The sequence below is a fragment of the Hungatella hathewayi WAL-18680 genome (genome assembly GCF_000235505.1).
Classification (GTDB): Bacteria; Bacillota; Clostridia; order Lachnospirales; family Lachnospiraceae; genus Hungatella_A; species Hungatella_A hathewayi_A.
Genome location: NZ_JH379027.1, coordinates 2,100,920 through 2,124,776 on the forward strand (window position 1 = coordinate 2,100,920; position 23,857 = coordinate 2,124,776).

At 54.6% G+C, this 23,857-nt stretch carries 18 protein-coding genes and 2 pseudogenes; 18 read left to right on the forward strand and 2 right to left on the reverse strand.

The annotated features are described in order from the left end of the window. Positions 1 to 95 precede the first annotated feature (95 nt). The 3 genes from HMPREF9473_RS09370 to HMPREF9473_RS09380 all read left to right on the forward strand — a co-directional run bounded on the left by HMPREF9473_RS09370 (position 96) and on the right by HMPREF9473_RS09380 (position 3,686). Complete coding sequence (locus HMPREF9473_RS09370; RefSeq protein WP_006779853.1) at positions 96 to 1,112, forward strand: alpha-hydroxy-acid oxidizing protein; 1,017 nt, start codon at positions 96 to 98, stop codon at positions 1,110 to 1,112. Between the two features lie 98 nt (positions 1,113 to 1,210). Then, on the forward strand, positions 1,211 to 1,849 hold the full coding sequence (locus HMPREF9473_RS09375; protein WP_006779854.1) for an AAA family ATPase: 639 nt from the start codon (positions 1,211 to 1,213) through the stop codon (positions 1,847 to 1,849). 211 nt (positions 1,850 to 2,060) lie between these two features. Then, on the forward strand, positions 2,061 to 3,686 hold the full coding sequence (locus HMPREF9473_RS09380) for an SH3 domain-containing protein (RefSeq protein WP_006779855.1): 1,626 nt from the start codon (positions 2,061 to 2,063) through the stop codon (positions 3,684 to 3,686). Positions 3,687 to 3,708: 22 nt separating this feature from the next. Here the strand turns inward: HMPREF9473_RS09380 and HMPREF9473_RS09385 are convergent, their stop codons facing one another. Continuing rightward, positions 3,709 to 4,800, reverse strand: coding sequence for an exonuclease (locus HMPREF9473_RS09385; RefSeq protein WP_006779856.1), 1,092 nt, complete (start codon positions 4,798 to 4,800; stop codon positions 3,709 to 3,711). A 196-nt stretch (positions 4,801 to 4,996) separates the two neighbouring features. Here HMPREF9473_RS09385 and ruvA point away from each other — a divergent pair, with 196 nt between their 5' ends. The 15 genes and pseudogenes from ruvA (at position 4,997) to HMPREF9473_RS09455 (ending at position 23,258) form a co-directional block, all read left to right on the forward strand. Continuing rightward, complete coding sequence (gene ruvA, locus HMPREF9473_RS09390) at positions 4,997 to 5,614, forward strand: Holliday junction branch migration protein RuvA (RefSeq protein ID WP_034859071.1); 618 nt, start codon at positions 4,997 to 4,999, stop codon at positions 5,612 to 5,614. 13 nt (positions 5,615 to 5,627) lie between these two features. Then, positions 5,628 to 6,620 carry a Holliday junction branch migration DNA helicase RuvB gene (gene ruvB / locus HMPREF9473_RS09395; protein WP_006779858.1) on the forward strand — a complete coding sequence of 331 codons (993 nt, stop codon included), beginning with the start codon at positions 5,628 to 5,630 and terminating at the stop codon, positions 6,618 to 6,620. 116 nt (positions 6,621 to 6,736) lie between these two features. Further along, positions 6,737 to 7,204, forward strand: coding sequence for a cell division protein ZapA (gene zapA, locus HMPREF9473_RS09400; protein ID WP_006779859.1), 468 nt, complete (start codon positions 6,737 to 6,739; stop codon positions 7,202 to 7,204). Positions 7,205 to 7,330: 126 nt separating this feature from the next. Further along, a complete protein-coding gene (locus tag HMPREF9473_RS09405; RefSeq protein WP_006779861.1) occupies positions 7,331 to 9,718 on the forward strand; it encodes a U32 family peptidase in 2,388 nt (795 codons plus the stop codon). 8 nt (positions 9,719 to 9,726) lie between these two features. Then, positions 9,727 to 11,040 carry an FtsW/RodA/SpoVE family cell cycle protein gene (locus HMPREF9473_RS09410; protein WP_006779862.1) on the forward strand — a complete coding sequence of 438 codons (1,314 nt, stop codon included), beginning with the start codon at positions 9,727 to 9,729 and terminating at the stop codon, positions 11,038 to 11,040. Further along, positions 11,040 to 12,491, forward strand: a complete 1,452-nt coding sequence (locus HMPREF9473_RS09415) for a peptidoglycan D,D-transpeptidase FtsI family protein (RefSeq protein WP_006779863.1) — start codon at positions 11,040 to 11,042, stop codon at positions 12,489 to 12,491. The genes HMPREF9473_RS09410 and HMPREF9473_RS09415 overlap by 1 nt, the downstream gene beginning before the upstream one ends. A 120-nt stretch (positions 12,492 to 12,611) precedes the next feature. Beyond that, positions 12,612 to 14,747 carry a sigma-54 interaction domain-containing protein gene (locus HMPREF9473_RS09420; RefSeq protein ID WP_006779864.1) on the forward strand — a complete coding sequence of 712 codons (2,136 nt, stop codon included), beginning with the start codon at positions 12,612 to 12,614 and terminating at the stop codon, positions 14,745 to 14,747. Between the two features lie 126 nt (positions 14,748 to 14,873). After that, positions 14,874 to 15,119: a hypothetical protein gene (locus tag HMPREF9473_RS27915; RefSeq protein ID WP_207636790.1), complete on the forward strand. Its 246-nt coding sequence runs from the start codon at positions 14,874 to 14,876 to the stop codon at positions 15,117 to 15,119. Further along, on the forward strand, positions 15,116 to 16,285 hold the full coding sequence (locus HMPREF9473_RS09425; protein ID WP_006779865.1) for a MalY/PatB family protein: 1,170 nt from the start codon (positions 15,116 to 15,118) through the stop codon (positions 16,283 to 16,285). The genes HMPREF9473_RS27915 and HMPREF9473_RS09425 overlap by 4 nt, the downstream gene beginning before the upstream one ends. A gap of 76 nt (positions 16,286 to 16,361) precedes the next feature. Beyond that, complete coding sequence (locus tag HMPREF9473_RS09430) at positions 16,362 to 17,660, forward strand: dicarboxylate/amino acid:cation symporter (protein ID WP_006779866.1); 1,299 nt, start codon at positions 16,362 to 16,364, stop codon at positions 17,658 to 17,660. Between the two features lie 41 nt (positions 17,661 to 17,701). Next, a complete protein-coding gene (locus HMPREF9473_RS09435; RefSeq protein WP_006779867.1) occupies positions 17,702 to 17,956 on the forward strand; it encodes a hypothetical protein in 255 nt (84 codons plus the stop codon). Positions 17,957 to 18,091: 135 nt separating this feature from the next. Then, positions 18,092 to 19,489 carry a serine dehydratase subunit alpha family protein gene (locus tag HMPREF9473_RS09440; protein ID WP_006779868.1) on the forward strand — a complete coding sequence of 466 codons (1,398 nt, stop codon included), beginning with the start codon at positions 18,092 to 18,094 and terminating at the stop codon, positions 19,487 to 19,489. A gap of 163 nt (positions 19,490 to 19,652) precedes the next feature. Beyond that, positions 19,653 to 20,502 (forward strand): annotated as a pseudogene (locus HMPREF9473_RS28715) (FAD binding domain-containing protein). Between the two features lies 1 nt (position 20,503). Next, on the forward strand, positions 20,504 to 20,962 hold the full coding sequence (locus HMPREF9473_RS09450) for a (2Fe-2S)-binding protein (RefSeq protein ID WP_006779871.1): 459 nt from the start codon (positions 20,504 to 20,506) through the stop codon (positions 20,960 to 20,962). Next, positions 20,963 to 23,258, forward strand: a pseudogene (locus HMPREF9473_RS09455) (xanthine dehydrogenase family protein molybdopterin-binding subunit). An 87-nt stretch (positions 23,259 to 23,345) separates the two neighbouring features. Here the strand turns inward: HMPREF9473_RS09455 and HMPREF9473_RS09460 are convergent. Continuing rightward, a complete protein-coding gene (locus HMPREF9473_RS09460) occupies positions 23,346 to 23,846 on the reverse strand; it encodes a pyridoxamine 5'-phosphate oxidase family protein (RefSeq protein WP_006779874.1) in 501 nt (166 codons plus the stop codon). Between the last annotated feature and the right edge of the window lie 11 nt (positions 23,847 to 23,857).

Here is a 23,857-nt window from a genome sequence, read left to right on the forward strand (position 1 = left end):
CTTTCTTTTTATCATCTATATATTGCGATTTCCGGACAAGTCGGCTACAATAGTCCTAGAGTTAAAATACATAGTAAAAAGATGGGAGAACAGGTATGGAATATAAGGAAGTTTTGGAACAGGCAAGAAAGAATCTGGGGCCGTACTGCAAGGGCTGCACGGTGTGTAACGGAATGGCATGCCGGAATACGATTCCCGGGCCGGGAGCCAAGGGAGTGGGGGATACGGCTATCCGCAATTTCCAGAAATGGCAGGAGATTCGGGTAAATATGGACACCATCTGCGAGAACCAGCCGATAGACACCTCCGTGGAGCTGTTTGGCAGACGGTTTGCGGCTCCATTTTTTGCAGGTCCGGTTGGCGCCATCAAGACGCATTACAGTGAAGTATACACGGAGGAAGAGTACAACGATATCCTGGTGTCCGCCTGTGCGGCTGCGGGGATTGCGGCATTTACCGGGGACGGGCTGAACGCCCAGATTATGGTGGAGGCCACGAAGGCCGTGGCAAAGCAGGGCGGCGTCGGCGTGCCGACGGTGAAGCCGTGGAACATAGAGACTATCGAGGAAAAGATGGCCCTTGTGCGGGAGTCCGGAGCCTTTGCGGTGGCTATGGATATTGACGCGGCGGGCCTGCCATTTTTAAAGAACATGACACCTCCTGCCGGAGGAAAGTCCGTGGAGGAAATGAAAGAGATCGTGAAGCTGGCCGGCGCTCCGCTGATACTAAAAGGAATCATGACGGTGAAGGGCGCTCTGAAGGCAAAAGAGGCCGGCGCCAAAGCCATCGTGGTATCCAACCACGGCGGCCGTGTTCTGGACCAGTGTCCATCCACCGCGGAAGTGCTTCCCGCCATCGTGGAGGCAGTCGGCCAGGAGATGACGGTTCTGGTGGACGGCGGTATCCGCTCCGGCGTCGATGTGTTCAAGGCCCTGGCCATGGGAGCGGACGGCGTGCTGATTGCAAGACCGTTTGTGACTGCTGTCTATGGCGGCGGCGCGGAGGGCGTGGCGGCCTATATCAAGAAGCTGTCCGACGAACTCGCCGATACCATGGCCATGTGTGGCGCCCACACAATCGGAGAGATTACCAGGGATATGATTTGGAATTAGAGTACCAAAACTCCCCGTGTTGTGGTAGAATATAGATAGGAGATAACACACAATTCCATATAGAAGTAATCGAAACAAACACAGGAGGGGAATGGCAGATGAATGAGAGAGGATTTGTAATTACGATTGACAGACAGTATGGCAGCGGGGGGCGTATTATCGGGAAGAAATTATCTGAAGAACTGGGGATTCCGTTCTATGACCAGGAGATTCTCAAGATGGCGTCCGAGGAGAGCGCGGTGGGAGAGCAGTTTTTCCGTCTGAACGATGAGAAGGCGGGGAACAATCTGATTTACCGGGCAATCGGAGGTTTGAAATCCAGTCTTCAGGAGCCGTCAGTGGAGGAGGGAATCACCTCCCCGGAGAACCTGTTCCGGTTCCAGGCGGAGATTATCAGAAAGGTAGCGGATGAGAGCCCCTGTATCATCATGGGCCGCTGTGCCGACTATGTGCTGGACGCGGAGGCCAAGGAGCAGCTTGTCCGGCTGTTCGTCTATGCCGATATTCCCACCTGTATCCGCAGGGTTATGGAGGTGGACGGCGTGGACGCCAGAGAAGCCCTGAAGCGGGTGAACCGTATCAGCAAGGAGCGCCGGGATTATTACAAGTATTACACAGGGAAAGACTGGGAGGATATGGCCAACTACGATCTGCCGATTAATACCACCAGGCTGGAGTTGGATGAGGCGGTGACACTGATTAAGGACTATATTAAAATCAGAGGATACGAGCTCTAAAAAAGATATTAACACTTTTGTAAAAGAATTTTAATAAAAATTTTGTCTATTTTGTCGCATTTCTGAAATGACTATGGTATAATGTTCGAGATAAGCGACGTTTGGGGGAGAAGATTCTGGCATGCTTATTGCTCAGACTGCTCCCCTTCTTTTTCACGTTTTTTGCCCGGCAGCAAGCTGGCAATAAAAAGGACAGGAGATTGCGTAAACCATGTTTTTAAAAAATGATAATCCTGAAAGGCGGAGCAGAGCCAGAAAAAATTGGGATCATAAAGAGTACATCAAATACCTGATCGTGGCGGGAGCCGCACTGGTTGTGATCGTGGCGGCCATTTTGATCGGAAGAGCCGTGATGAAAACATCGTCCGGGACACCGAAGGGCGCGGTTGGGCAGGAAGCGAGCCCGGCCAACGCGTCATTGAGCCCGGAGGAGATGGAAGCATCCAGGCAGGCCGAGGAAGAGTCGAAGGCACAGGCGGAGAAAGAAGCCATCCAGGCGGTGGTGGATTCCTACGAGAATCTGGGCATTGTCCAGGTCTCCGGTTATCTGAATGTGAGAAGAACGCCGGACCCCCAGGGCGATATCATCGGCAAGCTTCAGGAGAACAGCGCCTGCGAGATTGTGGGCAGCGAGGGAGAGTGGTATCACATCAATTCCGGTGGAGTGGACGGCTATATCAGCAACCAGTACGTCATTTCCGGCGACGAGGCCAGAGCGAAGGCGCTGGAGTATGTGAAGCTTCGCGCCATTGTCACTGCGGACAACCTAAACATCAGGAGCGCGCCAACGACGGACGACCCCAGCAATGTGGTGGCCCAGGCCCTGCTCAATGAGAGATATGAAGTTATCAGCCAGGAGGACGGCTGGATACAGATTCCAAGCGGATACATTTCCGCGGATTACGCGGAGGTGAAGCTGGCCCTCAATGAGGCCAGAAAGATGGATTTGAAGGCCATGGCGGTGAACCAGTATGGCAACATCGTCATTTCCAAGGTTAGCAATTACTTAAATGTCCGGAGTTCACCAAAGGATGAGGGTAATGCCAATATCATCGGTAAGCTGCCAAGCAACGCGGCCGGTGAGATTATCGATACGGAGGACGGCTGGTACAAGATTAAGTCCGGCAATATCACGGGATATGTGACGACGGACCCCCAGTACACGGCTACGGGAGACGAGGCCAGGGAGCTGGCTATGGCGTCCGCCAGTCTGATGGCCATTGTCAATACGGACAGGCTCAATGTCAGAAAAGAACCAAGCACCGAATCCAGTATCTGGACACAGATTTCCAAGGAGGACCGCTATTCGGTTATCCAGCAGATGGATGGCTGGGTGCAGATTGAGCTGGATGCAGGGGAGGAGGACAGCGACGCCGCCTACATTTCCACCAGGGATAACAATGTGGAGGTGCGTTACGCTCTGGCCGAGGCCATCAAGTTCTCTCCGCTGGAGGAGAAGGCCAACCAGCAGGCGTCTCTGCGGAACAAGATTGTCAACTATGCGCTGCAGTTTGTGGGCAACCGGTACGTATGGGGGGGAACCAGTCTGACGAAGGGTGCGGACTGCTCCGGCTTTACCCAGTCGGTGATGAAAAACTTCGGCATCAGCCTGCCTCGTGTGTCGAGAGACCAGGCCAACGCCGGAAGAGCGGTGAAGTCCAGCGAGATGCGGCCAGGCGATTTGATATTCTACACCAACAGCGGCGGCACCGTAAACCATGTAGCCATGTATATCGGCAACGGCCAGGTGGTACATGCGGCCAGCACGAGAAGCGGTATCAGGATTTCCACCTGGAATTACCGCAACCCTGCTAAGATTCGAAATGTGATTGATTAAAGGTCATAAGAATGTAACGCCATCAGAAGAGATGGGTGAGTAACTGACGAAGATAAGTCTGGAACCGGGAGGGCTCTGCAAAGAGTTCCTCCCGGTATTCCGTATAGGAGATTTTGTCCTTGTATTCCCGCCGGAAGGCCGGCTCCCACACGGGCTCGTACTGGGGGAGAAACAGCCCCTGCTTTCTGGTATAGCAGGTCTTGGCCGTGGCCTTCATACGGGCGTCCTTGTCCACATATTCCCCCACACTTTTGTGAATGGCGGTGTCCTCGAAGGGAAGATAATAGTAATTCTTGTAGTCGGGATAAAAGTACTTAAGCTCCCCGTCGTACAACTCGATGGTGAATCGGAGGGCCTGTCCCTCCGCCTCAACGCGCACCAGACCATTTTCCTGGGAAATGGGGACGGGAAGGAGGCAGTCGCTCTCGCCGGTGACAATGAGAACCGGATAAGGCGTGCCGAAAATGTCCTTCTGCTGCCCTAGAACCTGCCCCGTCAAACGGATGTCGGATTCCAGAAAGTCCGGGTAATTGAGGATGGGCAGTATCAGAGGCATTCCCTGCAAATCCTCCGCATTATGTAACATCAGCATATCATAGAGAACCTGTTCGTGGGTCCTTAAATAGTCGTAATACACTTCTATCAGCTGGCCGCCGGAATACTGGTCCTCCCGGTAAATGCCGAGAAAACGCTCGATAGACTTCTGTTTTAAATTCTCCAGATTTAGCAGATTCCGGTAGGGCTTGATCTTCTTGTAAATGTCAATGCTTTTGATGCCGGAGAAGTCGTAGGGCAGACCGTAGGCCCGGCAGCGTTTTAACAGGTAGGGAATATCAAACCCATCCCCGTTGAAATGCACCAGCACCCGGTAGCCGTCGAGAAACTCAAAGAAGGCGGCCAGCACATCCGCCTCCGCGTCCGCCGTGTCGGCAAACCACTGAATCAGGCGCCAGGAGCCCTGACTGTAATAGGTGCAGCCAATCAGATAGAGATTGGAATAGTCGCCGGAAAAACCGGTGGTCTCAATATCAAAAAACAAAAGTTCCGTCAGTGCGCCCAGCCGCTCCAGGGGATAGGTGTCCGGTAAATCTATGGTATTTTTTACGGTAATCATAGGTAGTTAACTCCTTTTTTTCATAGCCTTATTATATAAGAAGGAGGCGGCCCAGTCAATGGAAAGGGAGAGAAAAACAGAATATTTGTTCGATGATACGCTTGCAAAGGCAGAGGGTGTATGCTATGATTGTAGCAAGTATGGACAGAGTCCGTTTGGAATACGAAAGAGAGAGAAAGACGGGAGTAAATGCAGGATGATATCGTATGTGAGAGGACCTCTTGTTGAGATAGAGGAAGACGTGGTTGTGGTAGAAGCAGGAGGAATCGGGTACAATATTCATGTGCCGCTGTCAGTGCTGGAGGAGCTTCCGAGGATTGGCACGGAGGTGCGGATTTACACCTATTTTCAGGTGCGGGAGGACGCCATGAGCCTGTACGGATTTTTGAACCGTCAGGACCTTTCCATGTTCCGGCAGCTGATTGGGGTCAATGGTATCGGGCCCAAGGCGGCATTGGGGATTTTGTCGACCCTGCGGCCGGATGATTTGCGGCTGGCCATTCTCTCGGGGGACGCCAAGGCCATATCGAGAGCGCCCGGAGTGGGGGCCAAGACGGCCCAGCGGGTGATTCTGGATTTGAAGGACAAGGTGAACCTGGAGGATATGCTGCCAGGAGGAGACGCGGGCGCGTCGTCCGGAAATGCCGGTGGCGCCGGTATGGCGGGCAGTGCGGCCATGGAGGCCATCAGTGCGCTGGCGGCTCTGGGGTACTCCAACATGGAGGCGTCAAAGGCAGTGAGACAGGTTGCGGTTACGGATGAGATGACGCCGGAAGATGTGCTGAAAGCGGCGCTCAAGCATCTGGCATTTTAGGAGCTGACGGAATATGGATAGACGAATCATCACGATGGATGTGACAGAAGAAGAGAAGAATGTGGAAGTGACTCTCCGGCCCCAGTCTCTGGAGACTTATATCGGGCAGGAGAAGTTGAAGTCCATGTTGAAGGTATATATTGAGGCGGCCAAGAGCCGTGGGGACAGTCTGGACCACGTGCTGTTTTACGGCCCTCCGGGACTGGGAAAGACCACATTGTCCGGGATTATCGCCCATGAGATGGGGGTAAATATGAAGATAACCTCCGGTCCGGCTATTGAAAAGCCGGGGGAGATGGCGGCCATTCTCAACAACCTCCAGGAGGGGGATGTTCTGTTTGTGGACGAGATTCACCGGCTGAACCGGCAGGTGGAGGAAGTGCTGTACCCGGCTATGGAGGACTTTGCCATCGATATCATGCTGGGGAAGGAGTCGTCGGCCCGCTCCATCCGGCTGGATTTACCCAAGTTTACGCTGGTGGGAGCGACCACCAGGGCGGGGCTTTTGACGGCGCCGCTGCGGGACCGGTTCGGGGTGGTGCAGAAGCTGGAATTCTACACGCCGGAGGAGTTGAAGGTGATTGTGCTCCGCTCGGCCCAGGTGCTGGAGGTGGAGATTGAGGATGAGGGAGCCATGGAGATCGCCAGGCGCTCCAGAGGGACGCCGAGACTGGCGAACCGGCTGTTAAAGAGAGTCCGGGATTTCGCCCAGGTGAAGTACCAGGGAGTGATCACGAAAGAGGTGGCGGATTTCGCGCTGGATGTGCTGGATGTGGACCGGCTGGGACTGGACAATAATGACAGAAGCATTCTGCTGACCATGATTCAGAAGTTCTCCGGGGGACCGGTAGGGCTGGATACCCTGGCGGCGGCGCTGGGAGAGGACGCCGGGACGCTGGAGGAGGTGTACGAGCCCTACCTTCTGATGAACGGACTGATTAACCGGACGCCCAGAGGAAGGGTGGCTACGGAGTATGCATATCACCATCTGGGGCTTTCTTTATAAAATACAAAAGAAAAATTAATGATTAATCCGGGCTTTTATGATATACTTGCATTTAGCAGGAGATTAACTGCAAAAGAGAAGAATAAATGAGAGTATAAGGCGGGGAGATTCTGATAATGGATGCAAAGAATTACGCGGAAGTATTGATAGATGGCAAGATTTACACACTGGGCGGCTCGGAGGATGAGCGTTATCTTCAGAGAGTGGCCAGCTACATCAACGATAAGACGGCGCAGCTCAAGAAGCAGTCCGGATTTACAAAGCAGAGCCAGGATTACCAGGCGGTGATGGTGGAGTTAAATATTGCTGACGATTATTTTAAAATGTTGGACGAGTCTCTGGAAGCCAGGCAGCAGAAGGAAGATATGGAGAAGGAGACTTACAGCCTGAAGCATGAGCTTGTCACCACCCAGATGAAGCTGGAGGCGGTGTTAAAGGAGCTGGAAGAACTTCAGAAACGGCCGGCGAAAAACGAGCAGGAGTTAAAGCGGCTGAAGGAAGAGAATCAGAAGCTGCGGGCCATGAAGGCGGCCAGCGAGCATGCGGGAGCGGCCGGTGGAAACAGCGGCAGCCAGAAAAAATAGAGGATTACATACCGGGGGGTGTCTCATAGGAATATTGGGACATCCTTTCTTACCTTACAGGCCGAAGGAAAACCGGGATGGAGAGACAGACAGGGACCGTGGCATGCGGTGGAATGGAGAGAGGTTATGAGACGACAACAGGTGGAAATTCTGGCGCCGGCCGGGTCTTTTGAGAGTATGACGGCGGCCATCGCGGCGGGAGCGGATGCGGTTTACATCGGCGGAAGCCGGTTTGGAGCCAGGGCTTATGCGGACAATCTGAATGAGGACAGGATGCTGGAAGCCATTGATTATGCGCATCTGCATGGCTGCCATCTTTATATGACGGTGAATACCCTGGTGAAGGAAGGGGAACTGGAGGGGCTGGATGATTATCTGCGGCCCTACTATGAGCGGGGACTGGATGCTGTGATTGTGCAGGATTTGGGCGTGTTTGCCTATGTGCGGAAGCATTTTCCGGGACTGCCCATCCATGCCAGCACACAGATGACTATAACCGGGGCTTACGGGGCGAAGGCGCTGAAGGAACTGGGGGCGTCGAGAATTGTGACGGCGAGAGAACTGTCACTGGAGGAGATACGCCATATCCATGAGACGGTGGATGTGGAGATTGAGAGCTTTGTCCACGGGGCGCTGTGCTACTGCTATTCGGGGCAGTGTCTGTTCAGCAGTCTGGTGGGCGGCCGCAGCGGCAACCGGGGACGGTGTGCCCAGCCATGCCGTCTGCCCTACGATGTGAAGCGGGACGGGCAGGTGCTCAACAAGGGAAATGAGAAGTATGTGCTGAGTCTGAAGGATTTGTGTACATTGGATATCATTCCGGATATGATAGAGGCCGGTGTTTTTTCCATGAAGATCGAGGGGCGGATGAAGAGCCCAAGGTATACGGCCGGTGTGGTCAGCATTTACCGGAAGTATGTGGACCGGTATCTGGAGCGGGGGCGGAAGGCCTACCGGGTGGAGGAAGCGGACCGGAAGGCGCTGCTGGAATTGTTTGACAGGGGCGGATTTACGGAAGGATATTATACCCAGCACAATGGGGCGGATATGGTGGCAAAGAAGGAGAAGCCGGCGTTCCGCCAGGGAAATGAGGAACTGTTCCGGTATCTGGATGAGACCTATGTGCTGAAAAAGCAGCAGGAGGCCATCAGCGGCAGTGTGGTGATGAGAGAAGGAGAGCCGGTGCGGATGACGCTCAGCCTTGGGGAGACGGAAGTTTCCGTGGAGGGCAGCGTGGTGCAGAGGGCGATGAATCAGCCTATCACGGCGGAGAAGCTGGAAAAGCAGATGAGGAAGACGGGGAATACTCCCTTTGTGTTTGAGAAGCTGGATGTGACGGTGGAAGGCACCGGGTTCCTCCCGGTTCAGGCGCTCAATGAACTGAGAAGAAGCGGGATGGAGCGGCTGGAGGAAGAGATACTGAAGAAGTATCGGAGAGTTGGCGGCAGACAGGATGTGGCTGTGGCAGAGTCTGCTGACAGAGATGAGGATATCATCGTGGCTGAACCCGGTGGCGGCAACCAGAGTGACAGGATGACAGGGCATGATGACTGCAGTCAGAGTGGCAGAATGGCAGGGCATGATGGCGGCAGTCAGAGTGGCAGAATGGCAAGGCATGATGGCGGCAGCAGTCAAGGGATTGTGGCCGATATGAAAGCATCCGGAGCAGCCGGAATATCTGAAAAAACCGTGAGAATTGAGCATATGGAACTCCATGTACTGTTAGGGAATCCAAAAGCTTTGAATGTCGTGCTGTCCAATCCGGATGTGACGGAAATCATGGTGGAGTCGGATACATTTCCACCGGAAAATTGGAAAGACACGGTGAAGCGCTGTCACGAGGCGGGAAAGCGGTGCGTGCTTGCGCTGCCGCCCATCTTCCGCACGGAGGCGATCCAGTATTTTGACAGGAATCTGGAGGCGCTGCGGCAGGCGGAGTTTGACGGTCTGCTGGTCCGGGCGTTGGAGGAAGTGGAATATTTGCGGGAAAAGGGGATGGATACGGCCTGGATTGCAGACCATAACCTGTACACCTTCAACCATCTGGCGGCGGAGCTGATGACAGAGCAGGGTGCGGCCCGGCTCACCCTTCCGCTGGAACTCAACAGCCGGGAACTGGAGGAGACGGGATGCGGCGGCCGGGAACTGGTGGCCTACGGCTATCTTCCCATGATGATATCCGCCCAGTGCATCCGAAAGACAGTGGAGGGCTGCAGCAAAAAGCCGGAGCTTCTGATGCTGAAGGACAGAACCGGCAAGGAGCTTCCGGTGCAGAACCACTGTGTATTCTGCTATAATACGATTTACAATATCAGCCCACTGTCCCTGCTGGGACAGGAATCGCTGGTCGGCCGACTGGCGCCAGGTTCCATCCGGCTCCAGTTTACCACGGAGACGCCGGAGCTGACCGGGCGGATTGTGAATGCATACGCGGATTCCTTCCTGCATGGAAAGACCGTGGAATCACCCATCGGGGAATTTACCAGAGGACATATGAAACGTGGCGTGGAGTAGGTGATAAATTGATTAATCTGATTGTGGACGTATCAAAATATTTGATGATACTGCTGATGGCAGTCTATACGTACCTGAATTTCCGTTTTTTCGGCGTGAATGAGGAGAAGAAGAGGCGCATCTGCGGCAGGCAGAACGTGGTGATGTTTTTCAACCATCTGCTGGCCTATGTGATTATCTATCTGATGACGGAAGATATGAAAATGCTGGTGTTCTACTGTGCCCAGGTGGTGTTTTTCCTGTGCTATATCTACCTGTCACGGCTGTTTTACCGGAATATATCGAGACTGCTTTTGAATAACATGTGTATGCTGCTGAGCGTCGGTTTTATCATTCTGACGAGACTTAATTTTGACAGGGCGGTGCGCCAGTTTGTGATTGTGGTGGTGGCGGCCCTTGTCACCTGGGTGATACCCTTTATCATTGACCGGGTGTGGCAGCTGAGCAAAATTCCCTGGGTTTACGGGATACTGGGGCTGTTACTGCTGGCGGTGGTGTGCGTGGCAGGCAACAGCAGCTACGGGGCCCAGCTGTCGCTGAGCATCGGCGGCATTTCCTTCCAGCCATCGGAGTTTGTGAAGATTACGTTTGTGTTTTTTGTGGCGACCATGTTTTACCGTTCCACCGGGTTTAAGACGGTGCTGGTGACGACGGCGGTGGCGGCCCTTCATGTGCTGATTCTGGTCCTTTCCAAGGACTTGGGAAGCGCGCTGATATTTTTTATCACGTATCTGTTTATGCTGTTTGTGGCTACCTCCAACTGGTTTTACCTGGGAGCGGGGGCGGCGGGGGGCTGTGCGGCTTCCGTGCTGGCGTATCAGCTGTTCTCCCACGTGCGGGTCCGGGTGGCGGCCTGGCAGAATCCGTGGGCGGACATTGACAACAAGGGGTACCAGATTACCCAGTCCCTGTTTGCCATCGGAACCGGCGGCTGGTTTGGCATGGGGCTGTATCAGGGAATGCCGCGGAAGATTCCTGTGGTGGAGAAGGACTTTGTGTTTGCTGCTATCTCTGAGGAGATGGGCGGTATCTTTGCGCTGTGCGTGCTGTTAATCTGTCTGGGCTGCTTTTTGCAGTTTATGATGATTGCCAGCCGGATGCAAGCGTCATTTTTCAAGCTGCTGGCCTTTGGGCTGGGAGTGGTTTATGTGGTACAGGTGATTCTGACAGTGGGCGGCGTCACCAAGTTTATCCCGTCCACGGGGGTGACACTGCCTTTTGTCAGCTACGGCGGCAGCTCGATTTTTGCGACCTTTGTCATCTTTGGGGTCATCCAGGGGCTGTTTATCCTGAAACGGAATGAAGAAGAGGAAGATGCATGATGAAATGGAACTTGCGGAAACGTCCGAAAGCGGACAGTCCGGCGCAGAAAGCCAACAAAAATATCCTGAAACTGACGTATCTGGTGGCGGGTGTGTTTCTGTGCATGGTGGTTTATTTTGGATATTTTCTTCAGGTGGAGAGTGAAGATGTGATTAACAACACCTACAACGCCAGACTGGACAGCTTCGCCAACCGGGTGGTGCGGGGGAGGATTCTCAGCAATGACGGCACGGTGCTGGCGGAGACGCTGGTGGATTCGGACGGCAATGAGACGAGAAACTACCCCTACGGTCCGCTGTTTGCCCATGTGGTGGGATATTCCACCAAGGGGAAGACCGGGATTGAGGCGCTGAGCAATTTTTATCTGCTGACCTCCCATGTGAATCTGGTGGAGCAGGTGGTCAATGAACTGTCCGGGGAGAAGAATCTGGGCGATTATGTGGTGACCACGCTGGATGTGGGCCTTCAGCAGGCAGCATCCGACGCTTTGGGCGGCAGGCGGGGAGCCGTGGTGGTGATGGAGCCGGACACGGGAAAGGTGCTGGCCATGATCTCACGGCCGGAGTACAATCCCAACACGCTGATTGAGGACTGGGATGCATTGACGGCGGATGGAAATGCGGACGCCCAGCTGGTGAACCGGGCCACCCAGGGATTATATCCTCCGGGTTCCACCTTCAAGCTGGTGACGGCCCTGGAATATATCAGGGAGCATCCGGACGACTATATGAATTATGAATTTGACTGCGACGGTTATTACCGGCAGGGAGAGTATACGATTAAGTGTTATCATGAGACGGCCCACGGGCATCAGGATTTAAAGCTGGCTTTTGCCAACTCCTGTAATGGGGCCTTTGCCAATCTGGGACTTCAGCTGGATTTGAACCGGCTGAAGGGGACGGCGGAGGATTTGCTGTTTAATCAGGATTTGCCGCTGGCGATTGCCTACAACAAGAGCAGTTACTCCATGGAGGCGGGGGCGGACACCTGGGAGATTCTTCAGACCTCCATCGGGCAGGGGGTGACGCAGATGACGCCGATGCTGGGGGCCATGCTGGCGTCCTCCATCGCCAACGGCGGCACGCTGATGAAGCCCTATTTTCTGGACCATGTGGAAAATGTGGGCGGCGAGACGATTAAGAAATTTATGCCGGCGGCCTACGGCCAGCTGATGACGGCCCAGGAATCCGCCATTCTTTCCGATATGATGCGGGAGGTGGTGACGGTGGGAACCGGTTCGGCGGTGAGGACGGATGCCTATACGGTGGCGGGAAAGACCGGCTCGGCGGAGTTTGACGCCAAGAAGGAGACCCATGGATGGTTCCTGGGCTTCGCACCGGCGGAGGACCCGAAGCTGGTGGTCAGCGTTATCGTGGAGGAAGGCGGCTCCGGCGGCAAGGCGGCGGCGCCTGTGGCGAGAGCGGTGTTTGACGCGTATTTTTCCAGGTGAGGATGAAATGCCGTGACAGGTTGGTTTCTGACGGATAAGTGTCTGGCGATTTGAGCAGTAGATTTGGCGGGAAGAAACAGGCGGCGGAGTACGAAAGAAGTATGGGAGGATGGACATTCCATGAGAAAGACGATTGCGGTGGTGGCGCTGGACCCTCTGGCTGGCGCTTCCTATCAGAGAGAGGTGCAGAGTTTGTTCGGCGGCTATGCGGACGTGCTTGGGTACAGTGTGCGGGATGGCTCGGCTGCCGGAAAGCTGCCCAGGGCGGATTTGTTTGTGATTTCCACGGACGCCTACGGCTCGCCGGAGGAGGTGGCCCGCCACGTGCCCATCGACTGCGAGGTGATGTCCATCGAGGTTTCCTTCCGTGTCACCAGTCTGGAGGAACTCTGGAAGGTGCCAAAGGGAACGAAGGCCCTGTTTGTCAATATGACCCAGGCCATGGCGAGGGAGGCCATCTCCCAGCTGGCGGCCCTGGGGGTGAATCATATCCAGTTTATCCCCTTCTATCCGGGGGCCGTGCTGACGGAACCGGTGGAGCTGGCGGTGACACCGGGGGAGAAGCGGTACGTGCCGGAGTCGGTGAGCAAGGTGATGGATTTGGGACAGCGGGCCTGCACGTCGGGGATGATGATTGAGATTGCGCTGCGGCTGGGGCTGGAGCATCTGTTGGAGACGGAGCCGTTTCAGAAGTATTTCCAGTCCATTGCTACCAGGAATTACAGCTTTGAGCAGATGTTTGCCAGGTCGAAGAACCTGGAGAGCCAGTTTCACATTCTGATGGAGATTCTGGATGAGGGGCTGGTGGGGGTCAATGCTACCGGGGAAGTGTTTGCCTGCAACAAGAAGGCGTGCAAGATTGCGCGGGTGTCGGAGCAGTTTGTCATCGGGAGAAAGGGGGAGGATGTGTTTCCGTTTATCCCCTTTTATTCGGCCATGAAGGACAGGAAGAAAGTGGCGGCCAGGGTGGTGAAGCTGTTTGGAACCGACATTTCCATCGGGGTAATGCCGGTGCTTCGAAAAGAGGAGTGCATCGGCGCTTTTGCCACGCTGCAGCGGTTCAATGAGCTGGAATCCAGGCAGAATGAGCTGCGGAGCCAGCTGCTGCAGAAGGGGCACTACGCCAAGTATACGTTTGATGATGTGATTGGAAGCTCGGAGGCGATCTGCCGCACGAAGGAGATTCTGGGGCGGATGGCGGCCACGGAGAGCCCGGTGCTGATTGTGGGGGAGACGGGGACCGGCAAGGAGCTGATGGCCCATGCGGTCCACCAGGCATCCCGCCGGGCGGAAGGTCCGTTTATCGCCATCAATGTGGCGGCCATGCCGGAGAATCTGCTGGAGAGCGAGCTGTTTGGATATGAGGAAGGGGCATTTACCGGAGCGAAGAAGGGCGGAAGGCCGGGACTGTTTGAGTTTGCCCACGGTGGGACGCTGCTTCTGGACGAGGTGGAGGGGATGAGTCTGTCCATGCAGGTGAAACTTCTCCGGGTGCTTCAGGAGCGGGAGGTCATGCGGGTGGGCGGCAGCAGCATTGTCCGGGTGGACGTGCGGATTGTGGCGGCCACCAATGAATCTCTGGAGGAGAAGGTGGAGGACGGCAGCTTCCGCCGGGATTTGTATTACCGGCTCAACGCGCTGACGGTGGTGATACCACCGCTGCGGGAGCGTGGGGATGACATTTTTCTGCTGCTGGAGCATTTTAAGAAGGAATTGAACGGGGCCTTTGAGCTGTCGGGGAAGACGGAGGAGTTTCTCCGCCGGTATCCGTGGCCGGGGAATATCCGGGAATTACATAATGCGGCGGAGTATTTTAACTATACGGGGAAACAGGTGGTGGAACTGGAAGATTTGCCGCCTACCATGTCGCGGGTGAGAGGTGGCGGAAGGCCGGCGCTGGCGGGAAGCCGGGAGCGGGCAGAAGAGCAGGAGAGGGCAGAGATTCGGCAGAGCGGATGTGAGGCGGCTCCGGAAGTGTCAGAGCCGTCCGATCTGTCTCTGCACTGGCTGGTGCTGGAACAGTTGTTTCTGGCTTCGGAGCAGGGACGATTTGTTGGCCGGGAGAAGATTCTGCAATGCGCAAGGGAGCGGTATCTTCCCGCATCCCAGAAGCAGGTCCGGGATATCTTGAGAGAGCTGTCGGAGCAGGGCCTGGCGGTGAGCAGCCGGGGCCGGGGCGGCAGCAGGATTACAGGCAGAGGCAGGGCCTGCTGGCTGGAATATGAGAAGTCACGGGAACACAGGCAGGACGAATAAAAGAGTCAACAGGACACAGAACCGGGAAAAATGGTTTGAAAACTGATAGGGCAGAGCGGCGCCGACGGAAGTGTTGGCACCGCTTTTTGGCTTTTTACACGTAATTGGTTAAAAATAAATGGTCAATTGGAAATAAATGGTCAGAATAATTGGTTGATTTTCCAGGCGATTATTGGTTATAATGGTTTTTTACGATCCGATGCCTCCGGCCCCGGCGATAGTATCTCTGAAAAATATCCAGAGAAAACGCCGGAAAATCAAATAAAAATAAAAAAACCGGACATTTCAAAAAAAGTTAGGCACGGAACTTGCTTATTATATCAGTATGAGCCACAACAGCTGTTTTGTGGAGAAAGGAAGGGAAGTAGATGAAGTATAATTTTGATGAGGTGATTGACCGCAGCGCCAATCGCTCCTCCAAGTATGATGAGAGAGTTAAAAAATTCGGAACCGCGGATGTGATTCCGCTGTGGGTGGCGGATATGGATTTCCGCACGGCCCAGCCAATTATTGACGCATGTAAAAAGAAAGCGGAGGAGGGCATCTGGGGCTACACTTCCAGACCTGCCAGCTACTTCGAGGCGGTGCAGCAGTGGGAGAAGAAGAGAAACAACTGGGATGTGGATACGGCTCTGATGAGCTGGAGTCTCGGCGTTGTGCCGGCTATGTCGGCCATGATTAAGATATTCAGTGAGGAGGGAGACAAAATCCTGATTCAGACGCCCGTATATTCCGAGTTTTATGATATCACCGAAGCCTGGAATCGGGAGGTGGTGGAAAACCGCCTGGTGGAGCGTGACGGTACGTGGGCCATTGATTTTGAGGATTTTGAGGCGAAGGCCAAGGAGTGTAAAATCTTCCTGCTGTGCAATCCTCACAACCCACTTGGCATTGTCTGGAATCCGGAGGATTTGAAACGGATGGCGGACATCTGCATGGCCAACAACGTGCTGCTGGTATCGGATGAGATTCACTCGGATTTGATTTTCCACGGGAAGAAGCACACGCCAACGGCCACATTGTCAAAGGAGATTGGGGAGAGCATTATCACCTGCGTGTCCCTGACCAAGACCTTTAACCTGGCGGGACTTCAGGCGTCCACCACGATTTTCCCGAATCAGGAGTTGAAGCAGGCTTTTGATAAATTCTGGGCCAACATGGACATTCACAGAAACAACGCGTTCAGTTCCGTGGCCATGGAAGCGGCCTACCGGGAAGGGGAAGAGTGGCTGGAGCAGGTGCTGGAATACATATCCGGGAACTTTGATTTTATCAAATCCTACTGCGAGACCAATATTCCGAAAATCAAACCGAACCTGCCGGACGCCACCTATCTGGTATGGCTGGACTGCCGGGAGCTTGGCATGGACAATGAGGAGCTGCGCCGCTTTATGATTGAGAAGGCGAAAATCGGATTGAATGAGGGATACACCTTTGGACGGAGTCTGTCCGGCTTCATGAGACTGAACGCCGCCTGTCCGAGAGCGACGCTGGAGAAAGCCTTAAAGCAGTTGAAGGATGCGGTGGATGCACTGTAAGGAGCGGCAGGATTTTCAGAAAATGAGGGGAAGAAACAGGGGAATTTAAAAATCAGGTTACATGGAGGAGGAACGTATGAATAAGAAGAAAGTATGGGAGAGTTACCGGTTTCCGCTGATTCTGCTGGCGGGTATCGTGATTGGAGCAATCATTGGTCTGGTTTTCGGGGAAAAAGCCACGGTGCTGGCGCCGCTTGGTGACATTTTTATCAACCTGATGTTTACCATTGTGGTGCCGATGGTGTTTATCTCTATCACCAACGCGGTGGGCAGTATGCTGAATATGAAGCGTCTGGGCAAGATTCTGGGAAGCCTGGTAGTTACCTTTATTGTGACGGGACTGTTTGCAGCGGTTTTGGTACTGGTGGTAGTGAATATCTGGCCGCCGGCAGCCAATACCACCATCACCATGGGAAGTGGGGAGATGGAGGAAACGGCCAGCATCAGTTCTATGATTGTCAATACGCTGACGGTTGATGATTTCAGCGGGCTTATGAGCCGGAAGAACATGCTGCCATTGATTGTGTTTGCAATCATGTCAGGAATTGCCGTGTCGGCCTGTGGCGGCGAGGAGAGTCCGGTGGGACAGCTGCTCTGCAACCTGAATAAGATTATCATGAAACTGGTTGATATGATTATGAAGCTGGCTCCTATCGGTCTTGGCGCTTACTTTGCCAACCTGGTTGGAGAGTTTGGTCCTCAGCTGATTGGGGATTACGGACGGACCATGCTGGTGTATTATCCTATGTGTCTGGTGTACGCGGGTATTTTCTTCCCGGCCTATGCCTACTTCGCGGGAGGCAAGCTGGGCGTGAAGAAGATGTTGAAGAGCATTTTCAATCCGGCTATCACGGCATTTGCAACGCAGAGCTCCGTGGCGACTATTCCAGTCAATATGGAGGCCTGCCGGGAGATTGGAGTGCCGGAAGATATCAGCAATATTGTATTGCCGATGGGAGCAACCATGCATATGGATGGCTCGGTATTGTCGGCTATCACGAAAATTGCGTTTCTGTTTGGAGTTTTTCATATTCCTTATACCGGGGTTGGCACCTATGCCATGTCCATTGTGGTTGCCATCTTGAGCGCCTTTGTTCTGTCGGGAGCGCCGGGCGGCGGTCTGGTTGGGGAAATGCTGATTGTCAGCCTGTTTGGATTCCCAGGGGAGGCATTTCCACTGATTGCCACCATTGGATTCCTGGTTGACCCGCCGGCTACCTGCCTGAATGCATCCGGAGATACCATTGCGTCCATGATGATTGCACGTGTGGTGGAAGGGAAGGACTGGCTGACGAAGGCACCAAAGAAAACCATCTGTGATGGAGATACATCCAAAATGGCGGACGCGGAAATGGCGGCGGCCACGAAGGAGTAACATTTTTATAATATATGATTATCATTGAGGAGGAATTTATCATGAAAGTAACAGTGATTGGAAGTCATCTTTGCCCGGATACCCTGGAGGCGCTGCATCAGCTGAGCGGTGTGGGAGCAGATATTACGTTTAAGGATATCTTATCCTGCCATGCGGATTTGAGGGCGTATCTGGATTTGCGCGATAACAGTGAGGTATATGCGGAAATCCGCGGCACGGAGCGTCTTGGTGTGCCATGCTTTGTGTGTGAGGATGGAACGGTGACGCTGGATATTCAGGCGGTTCTTGGGAAATAAAGTGAGAGTTTTGGTGTGATAGTGGTCCGGCTTCTGGCTGCCCCCGAGGGATACGGGAGCGGCCAGGGCCGTTTTTCCATTCGGGGATATGGGGGAAAGCGATTTCGCTGAGTGGGAGCTGGAAAGGAGTAAGAAATGCATGAATTGACAAGGTTAATCAGAGAGGATATGAAGCCGGCGCTGGGGGTGACGGAGCCGGGGGCGATTGCATTTGCGGCAGCGACGGCCAGGGAGCATCTTGGGGGAGAGGTGGAGCATGTGTATCTGCGGTTGAACAGCGGGATGTTTAAAAATGCGTTCACCTGCGGTATCCCTGGGAGCGATGAGGTGGGGAATTATCATGCGGCGGCGCTGGGCGCGGTGGCGGCGGATGCCAGGAAGGGGCTGGAATGTCTGGAGGGAATCACGCCGGAGGAGGAGCGAAAGGCCCGGGAAATGGTGGAGAGCGGGCGTGTCAGCGTGGATATGAGTGAGATAAGCAGCCGGATTTTTATCGAGGTCAAGGTGGCGGGAGGCGGTTCGGAGGCCACGGTTACCATCCGGGATTCCCATATGAATGTGGTGGAGATTACGGAGAATGGGGAAGTGGTATACTCGAAGGAAGCGGAGCAGGATGCAGAGGGCAAGTCCGGGCGGAGCGCAGAGGGCGAATCGGAGCAGAGCGCAGAATACGAATCCGGGCAGTGTGCAAAGACTGAAGCGGAGCAGAGTGCAGAGGGCGAATCTGGCCGCCCGGCTGACAAGGCGGATGAGGTATGTCTGATTCACCGCTATACCTTGAGACAGCTCTACGACTATGTGCGTGAGGTGCCGGTGGAGGAGATTGCATTTATCGACAAGGCGTTTGACATGAACCGGGAATTGCTGGAGGAGGGACTCCACAGTTCTAAGACAACTTACGGGCCGTATCTGTTCAGGAAGAATGGTGGTAAGATCATTTCTGAGGATGAGCGGCTGACGGCCTCCCTGCTCTGCAACGGCGCCATCGAGGCGAGGGTGCTGGGGCTCTCCAAGCCGGCTATGAGTATCACCGGCTCCGGCGCCCACGGGATTATCGCCACCATGCCGCTGTACGGCGCCTGTATGGTGAATGGATATTCAAAAGAAGCCCTGCTGCGCGCCACGGCCCTGAGTTATCTGGTGTGCATGTATATCAAGGAATACTCCGGCAAGCTGTCCGCCTTCTGCGGCTGCGCCATTGCCGCCGGAACTGGAATGGCCTGCGGTCTGGTGCTTTTGCGCGGCGGTTCCGTGGAAATGATGGAGAAGACCATCAGCAACATGGCCAGCAGCATTACCGGCATGATATGCGACGGCGGGAACCAGGGATGCACCATGAAGGGGATCGTGGCGGTGGACGCGGCCTATGAGTCCGTAGAACTGGCCATGAACGGCATTTTCATTTCCAACGTCCACGGAATCAACGGGGACACGCCGGAGAAGACCATGGAACATATGGGAAGAATCGCATCTCCGGGAATGGTGGGGACGGAGAAGACGATTGTTGAGATATTGGAGGAGAAGAGGCGCTGAGGAATACGGTGGCCGGTTTTAGACAGAGACGGAAAAGACATTGTCAAATTATGGGAAGTTATGTTATAATCTGGCTTATGTCATGTATGATAAGATAGAATGGATAGATGGCAGGAGAACGAATGGTTTCCTGCCATTTCTGTGCGAAAAGGGGAGGCAGTCTGTGTTTAGAGCGAGGGAATATGTGAAGGTGAAGAGTCTGGAGGAGGCGTATCAGCTGAACCAGAAGAAGAGCACCCTGGTGGTTGGCGGAATGATGTGGGTGAAGATGGCGAAGTTCCAGAAGATGACGGTGGTGGATTTGTCAGGGCTGGGGCTGGATGGAATCGAGGAGACGGATGAGGAATTCCGGATTGGGTGTATGTGTACCCTGCGGGATTTGGAACTGCATCCGGGACTGAAGGCGGCGTTTGGAATGCCGGGAAGCGGGGAGAGTCTGATGAAGGCCTGTACCAGGCATATCGTGGGCGTGCAGTTTCGCAACTGCGCCACGGTTGGCGGGAGCATCTTCGGGCGGTTCGGGTTCTCCGACGTGATGACAGCCATGATGGCGCTGGATACTTATGTGGAGCTGTATCGAGGGGGGAATCGTGCCGCTGGCGGAGTTTGTTGACAGGCCAAGGGACAATGATATATTAGTGAGAGTTATTATCAAGAAGGACGATAGAAGAGCCGCTTATGTATCCCAGCGGCTGAGCAAGACCGATTTTCCGCAGATTGCGGTGGCGGTGTCAAAGACCGGGGATACCTGGAATGTGGCAATCGGGGCGAGACCGTCCAGAGCCAGACTGGTGCAGGTGACGGCGGATGGCTGTGATGCGGAAGAGAAGGTGGAGACAGACGGCAATACAGCGTCAGGTGACGGAGCAGTGAGCCCATATGCAGCCCTGGCGGAGGCGGCCGTGTCCCAGTTTTCCTTTGGCAGCAACCTGCGTGGCAGCGGGGAGTACCGGGAGGCGCTGGCGAAGGTGTATGTGCGTCGTCTGATGGAGCAGATTGGGGAGGTAGAGTAGGATGAACATTCAATTTCTGTTAAATGGTATGCCGGTGGAGGCAGACGTGGCGGCGGACATGCTGCTGATTGATTTGCTGCGGGAGAAGGGCTGTTACAGCGTGAAGCGAGGCTGTGAGACGGCCAACTGCGGACTGTGTACCGTGTGGTTGGATGAGAAGCCGGTGCCGTCCTGTTCCATTCTGGCGGCCAGAGTCCATAAGCACGCGGTGATTACCCTGGAGTGCCTTCAGGAGGAGGCGGAGGAATTTGGCCGTTTTCTGGCGGGAGAAGGGGCGGAGCAGTGTGGTTTTTGCAGTCCCGGCTTTATCATGAATGTGCTGGCGATGGAGAAAGAGCTGACGGACCCCACGGAGGAGGAAATCCGGGAATACCTGGCGGGCAATCTCTGCCGCTGTACCGGATATATGGGACAGCTTCGTGCCATCAGGAAATATTTGCACAGAAAGGACGGAAGATAGATGAAGAGCGGATATCGTGCGGTGTCGGCGCCGGTGATCAAGAAGGACGCTATGGCGCTTGTGACCGGGAAACCGGTATATATGGATGATTTGGCCCCACAGGGCAGTCTGGTGGTGAAGGTGCTGAGAAGCCCACATGCCCATGCAATCATCGATGAGATTGATACGGATATGGCGAAGAAGGTGCCGGGGATTGCCTGTGTGCTGACCTGGAAGGACGTGCCGGGGAAACGCTTTACCATGGCGGGGCAGACCTACCCGGAGCCCAGCCCCTATGACCGGCTGATTCTGGACCGGAAGGTGCGGTTTGTGGGGGATGCGGTGGCGATTGTGGCCGGGGATAACGAGGCCGTGGTGGACCAGGCGATGCGGATGATCAAGGTGAAATACACCGTGCTGGAAGCAATTCTGGATTTCCATAAGGCCAAGGATCATGACGTGCTGATCCACCCGGAGGAGAACTGGCGGACCCTGGTTCCGGTGGGCGCCCACAATAAACGGAATCTCTGCGCGTCCAGCGTGGAGGAGCACGGCGACGTGGACGGGGTGATGGCGGACTGCGACATTGTCATGGAGCGGACCTATCACACCAAGGCCAATCAGCAGGCCATGATGGAGACCTTCCGTACCTACACCTATCTGGATGTGTATGGGCGGTTAAATGTGCTGTCCTCCACCCAGGTGACCTTCCATGTGAGGCGGATTCTGGCTCATGCCCTGGACATTCCGAAATCAAAAATCCGGGTAATAAAGCCCAGGATTGGCGGCGGCTTCGGCGCCAAGCAGACGGTGGTGGCAGAGGTGTATCCGGCCATTGTGACCTGGAAGACGGGAAAGCCGGCCAAGATGATTTACAGCCGCTACGAATCCCAGATTGCCTCCTCGCCGAGACATGAGATGGAAGTGACCGTGAAGCTGGGGGCGGACAGGGACGGCACCATCCGGGCCATGGATGTCTACACCCTGTCCAACACCGGTGCTTACGGCGAGCACGGCCCGACAACCGGTTGGCCTGTCCGGGCATAAATCCATTCCGCTGTACAGCTCCCTGGAGGCGCACCGCTTTGGCTACGACGTGGTTTACACCAACGTGATGTCGGCCGGCGCCTACCGGGGCTACGGCGCCACCCAGGGAATCTTCGCGGTGGAGTCGGCGGTCAATGAGCTGGCAGCGGAGCTTTCCATGGATGCGGTAAAGCTTCGTGAGAAGAACATGGTGCGGGAGGGCGATGTGATGCCCGCCTACTACGGGGAAACGGCCAACAGCTGCGCCCTGGACCGCTGTATGGCCTGCGCGAAGGAAATGATTGGCTGGGAGGAGAAATATCCGCGGCGTGATATGGGCAACGGAAAAGTGCGCGGCGTGGGCGTGGCCATGGCGATGCAGGGCTCCTCCATTTCCAACGTGGACGTGGCTTCCGTGTCCATCAAGGTCAATGACGATGGATTCTACACGCTGATGATTGGCGCTTCCGATATGGGAACCGGATGCGATACGATTCTGGCCCAGATGGCGGCGGACTGTCTGGAATGCTCTGTGGATGAGATTGTGGTCTACGGGACGGACACCGACATTTCGCCCTATGACTCCGGTTCTTACGCGTCCAGCACCACCTACCTGACGGGAATGGCGGTGGTGAAGACCTGTGAGACGCTGAAGAAAAAGATTGTGGAAAAGGCGGCTAAGTATCTGGACTGTGATGCCTCCCTGCTGGAATTTGACGGGGATGCGGTGAGAGAACGGGATGGAGAGCGGAGCATTTCCATGAAGGAAATCGGAAACCGGGTGATGTGCAGCAATGAGGACGCTCTTTCGGCCTGTGAGTCCCACTATTCCCCGGTATCCCCGCCTCCGTTTATGGTGGGAATGGCGGAAGTGGAGGTGGATAAGGAGACCGGCGCCGTGGAGCTTATCGACTACGTGGCGGTGGTGGACTGCGGCACCGTGGTGAACCCGAATCTGGCGAGAATCCAGACGGAGGGCGGTCTGGTGCAGGGCATCGGCATGGCTCTTTTTGAGGATATCACCTATTCCGACAAGGGCGTGCTGGCGCAGAACTCCTTTATGCAGTATAAACTCCCCACCAGGCAGGATATCGGCAATGTGCGGGTGGAATTTGAGAGCAGCTATGAGCCCACCGGCCCCTTTGGCGCAAAATCCATCGGCGAGATCGTCATTAACACCCCGGCTCCGGCCATCGCCCAGGCGGTTTACAATGCGGTGGGCGTGCAGGTGAGAGAACTGCCGATTACGGCGGAGAAAATCTTTAGAGGGATGAGAGAAGGCCGTGATTGAAACGCGGATGAAAGATCACAGAAAATAGATCACAGAAAGCCTGGTTTTCGGACCAGGCTTTTGCATTTTGGTGGTTTGACAATATAGTTATGATTGGCTCTCTTCCGTTCTCATACGGGTAAGTTCGATGGCTTCCTTCCCTGTCATATGTTCAATGGTGATTTCGACACAGCTGAGCGCCTTCCATGCCTTCTGAATCTCTTTCTCGACAGCGTCCTGATCGTTGTAATATTTCAGCGATAACACCTGGGCCGCGTGAAAGATTTCCTCGTCGCTTTCCAAAATTCTGGCTCTACCAAATACAATCACACTTCTGTAATAGGCGGTAAATTCCTCCGCCACAACGTCATCCTTTTCAATCACACAGAGGGAAACTTTGCCGCACCGTTTCATGGAATCATACTTGTGGCCGGATTTTGCCTGGTGGAAATAGATTTTCCCGTCCGCATAGACATAGTTGATGGGAACGGTATAAGGATACCCGTCGTCCCCGGAAACGCCTAATACGGCTGTTTTCCCATCTTTCAGGATTTGAATCATCTCGGTTTCAGGCAGCTGCTGTTTGAACCTTCTCATTTCACGGAACATATGGATTCCTC

Excerpts from the sequence above, each read along its gene's own strand:
- HMPREF9473_RS09375 (WP_006779854.1), top strand. The coding sequence starts at position 1,211 with ATGAATGAGAGAGGATTTGTAATTACGATTGACAGACAGTATGGCAGC.
- HMPREF9473_RS09435 (WP_006779867.1), top strand. The coding sequence starts at position 17,702 with ATGAAAGTAACAGTGATTGGAAGTCATCTTTGCCCGGATACCCTGGAG.
- HMPREF9473_RS09425 (WP_006779865.1), top strand. The coding sequence starts at position 15,116 with ATGAAGTATAATTTTGATGAGGTGATTGACCGCAGCGCCAATCGCTCC.
- HMPREF9473_RS09460 (WP_006779874.1), bottom strand. The coding sequence starts at position 23,846 with ATGTTCCGTGAAATGAGAAGGTTCAAACAGCAGCTGCCTGAAACCGAG.
- ruvA (WP_034859071.1), top strand. The coding sequence starts at position 4,997 with ATGATATCGTATGTGAGAGGACCTCTTGTTGAGATAGAGGAAGACGTG.
- HMPREF9473_RS09450 (WP_006779871.1), top strand. The coding sequence starts at position 20,504 with ATGAACATTCAATTTCTGTTAAATGGTATGCCGGTGGAGGCAGACGTG.
- HMPREF9473_RS09385 (WP_006779856.1), bottom strand. The coding sequence starts at position 4,800 with ATGATTACCGTAAAAAATACCATAGATTTACCGGACACCTATCCCCTG.
- HMPREF9473_RS09405 (WP_006779861.1), top strand. The coding sequence starts at position 7,331 with ATGAGACGACAACAGGTGGAAATTCTGGCGCCGGCCGGGTCTTTTGAG.
- HMPREF9473_RS09430 (WP_006779866.1), top strand. The coding sequence starts at position 16,362 with ATGAATAAGAAGAAAGTATGGGAGAGTTACCGGTTTCCGCTGATTCTG.
- HMPREF9473_RS09440 (WP_006779868.1), top strand. The coding sequence starts at position 18,092 with ATGCATGAATTGACAAGGTTAATCAGAGAGGATATGAAGCCGGCGCTG.
- ruvB (WP_006779858.1), top strand. The coding sequence starts at position 5,628 with ATGGATAGACGAATCATCACGATGGATGTGACAGAAGAAGAGAAGAAT.
- HMPREF9473_RS09420 (WP_006779864.1), top strand. The coding sequence starts at position 12,612 with ATGAGAAAGACGATTGCGGTGGTGGCGCTGGACCCTCTGGCTGGCGCT.
- HMPREF9473_RS09380 (WP_006779855.1), top strand. The coding sequence starts at position 2,061 with ATGTTTTTAAAAAATGATAATCCTGAAAGGCGGAGCAGAGCCAGAAAA.
- HMPREF9473_RS09370 (WP_006779853.1), top strand. The coding sequence starts at position 96 with ATGGAATATAAGGAAGTTTTGGAACAGGCAAGAAAGAATCTGGGGCCG.
- HMPREF9473_RS09415 (WP_006779863.1), top strand. The coding sequence starts at position 11,040 with ATGAAATGGAACTTGCGGAAACGTCCGAAAGCGGACAGTCCGGCGCAG.
- zapA (WP_006779859.1), top strand. The coding sequence starts at position 6,737 with ATGGATGCAAAGAATTACGCGGAAGTATTGATAGATGGCAAGATTTAC.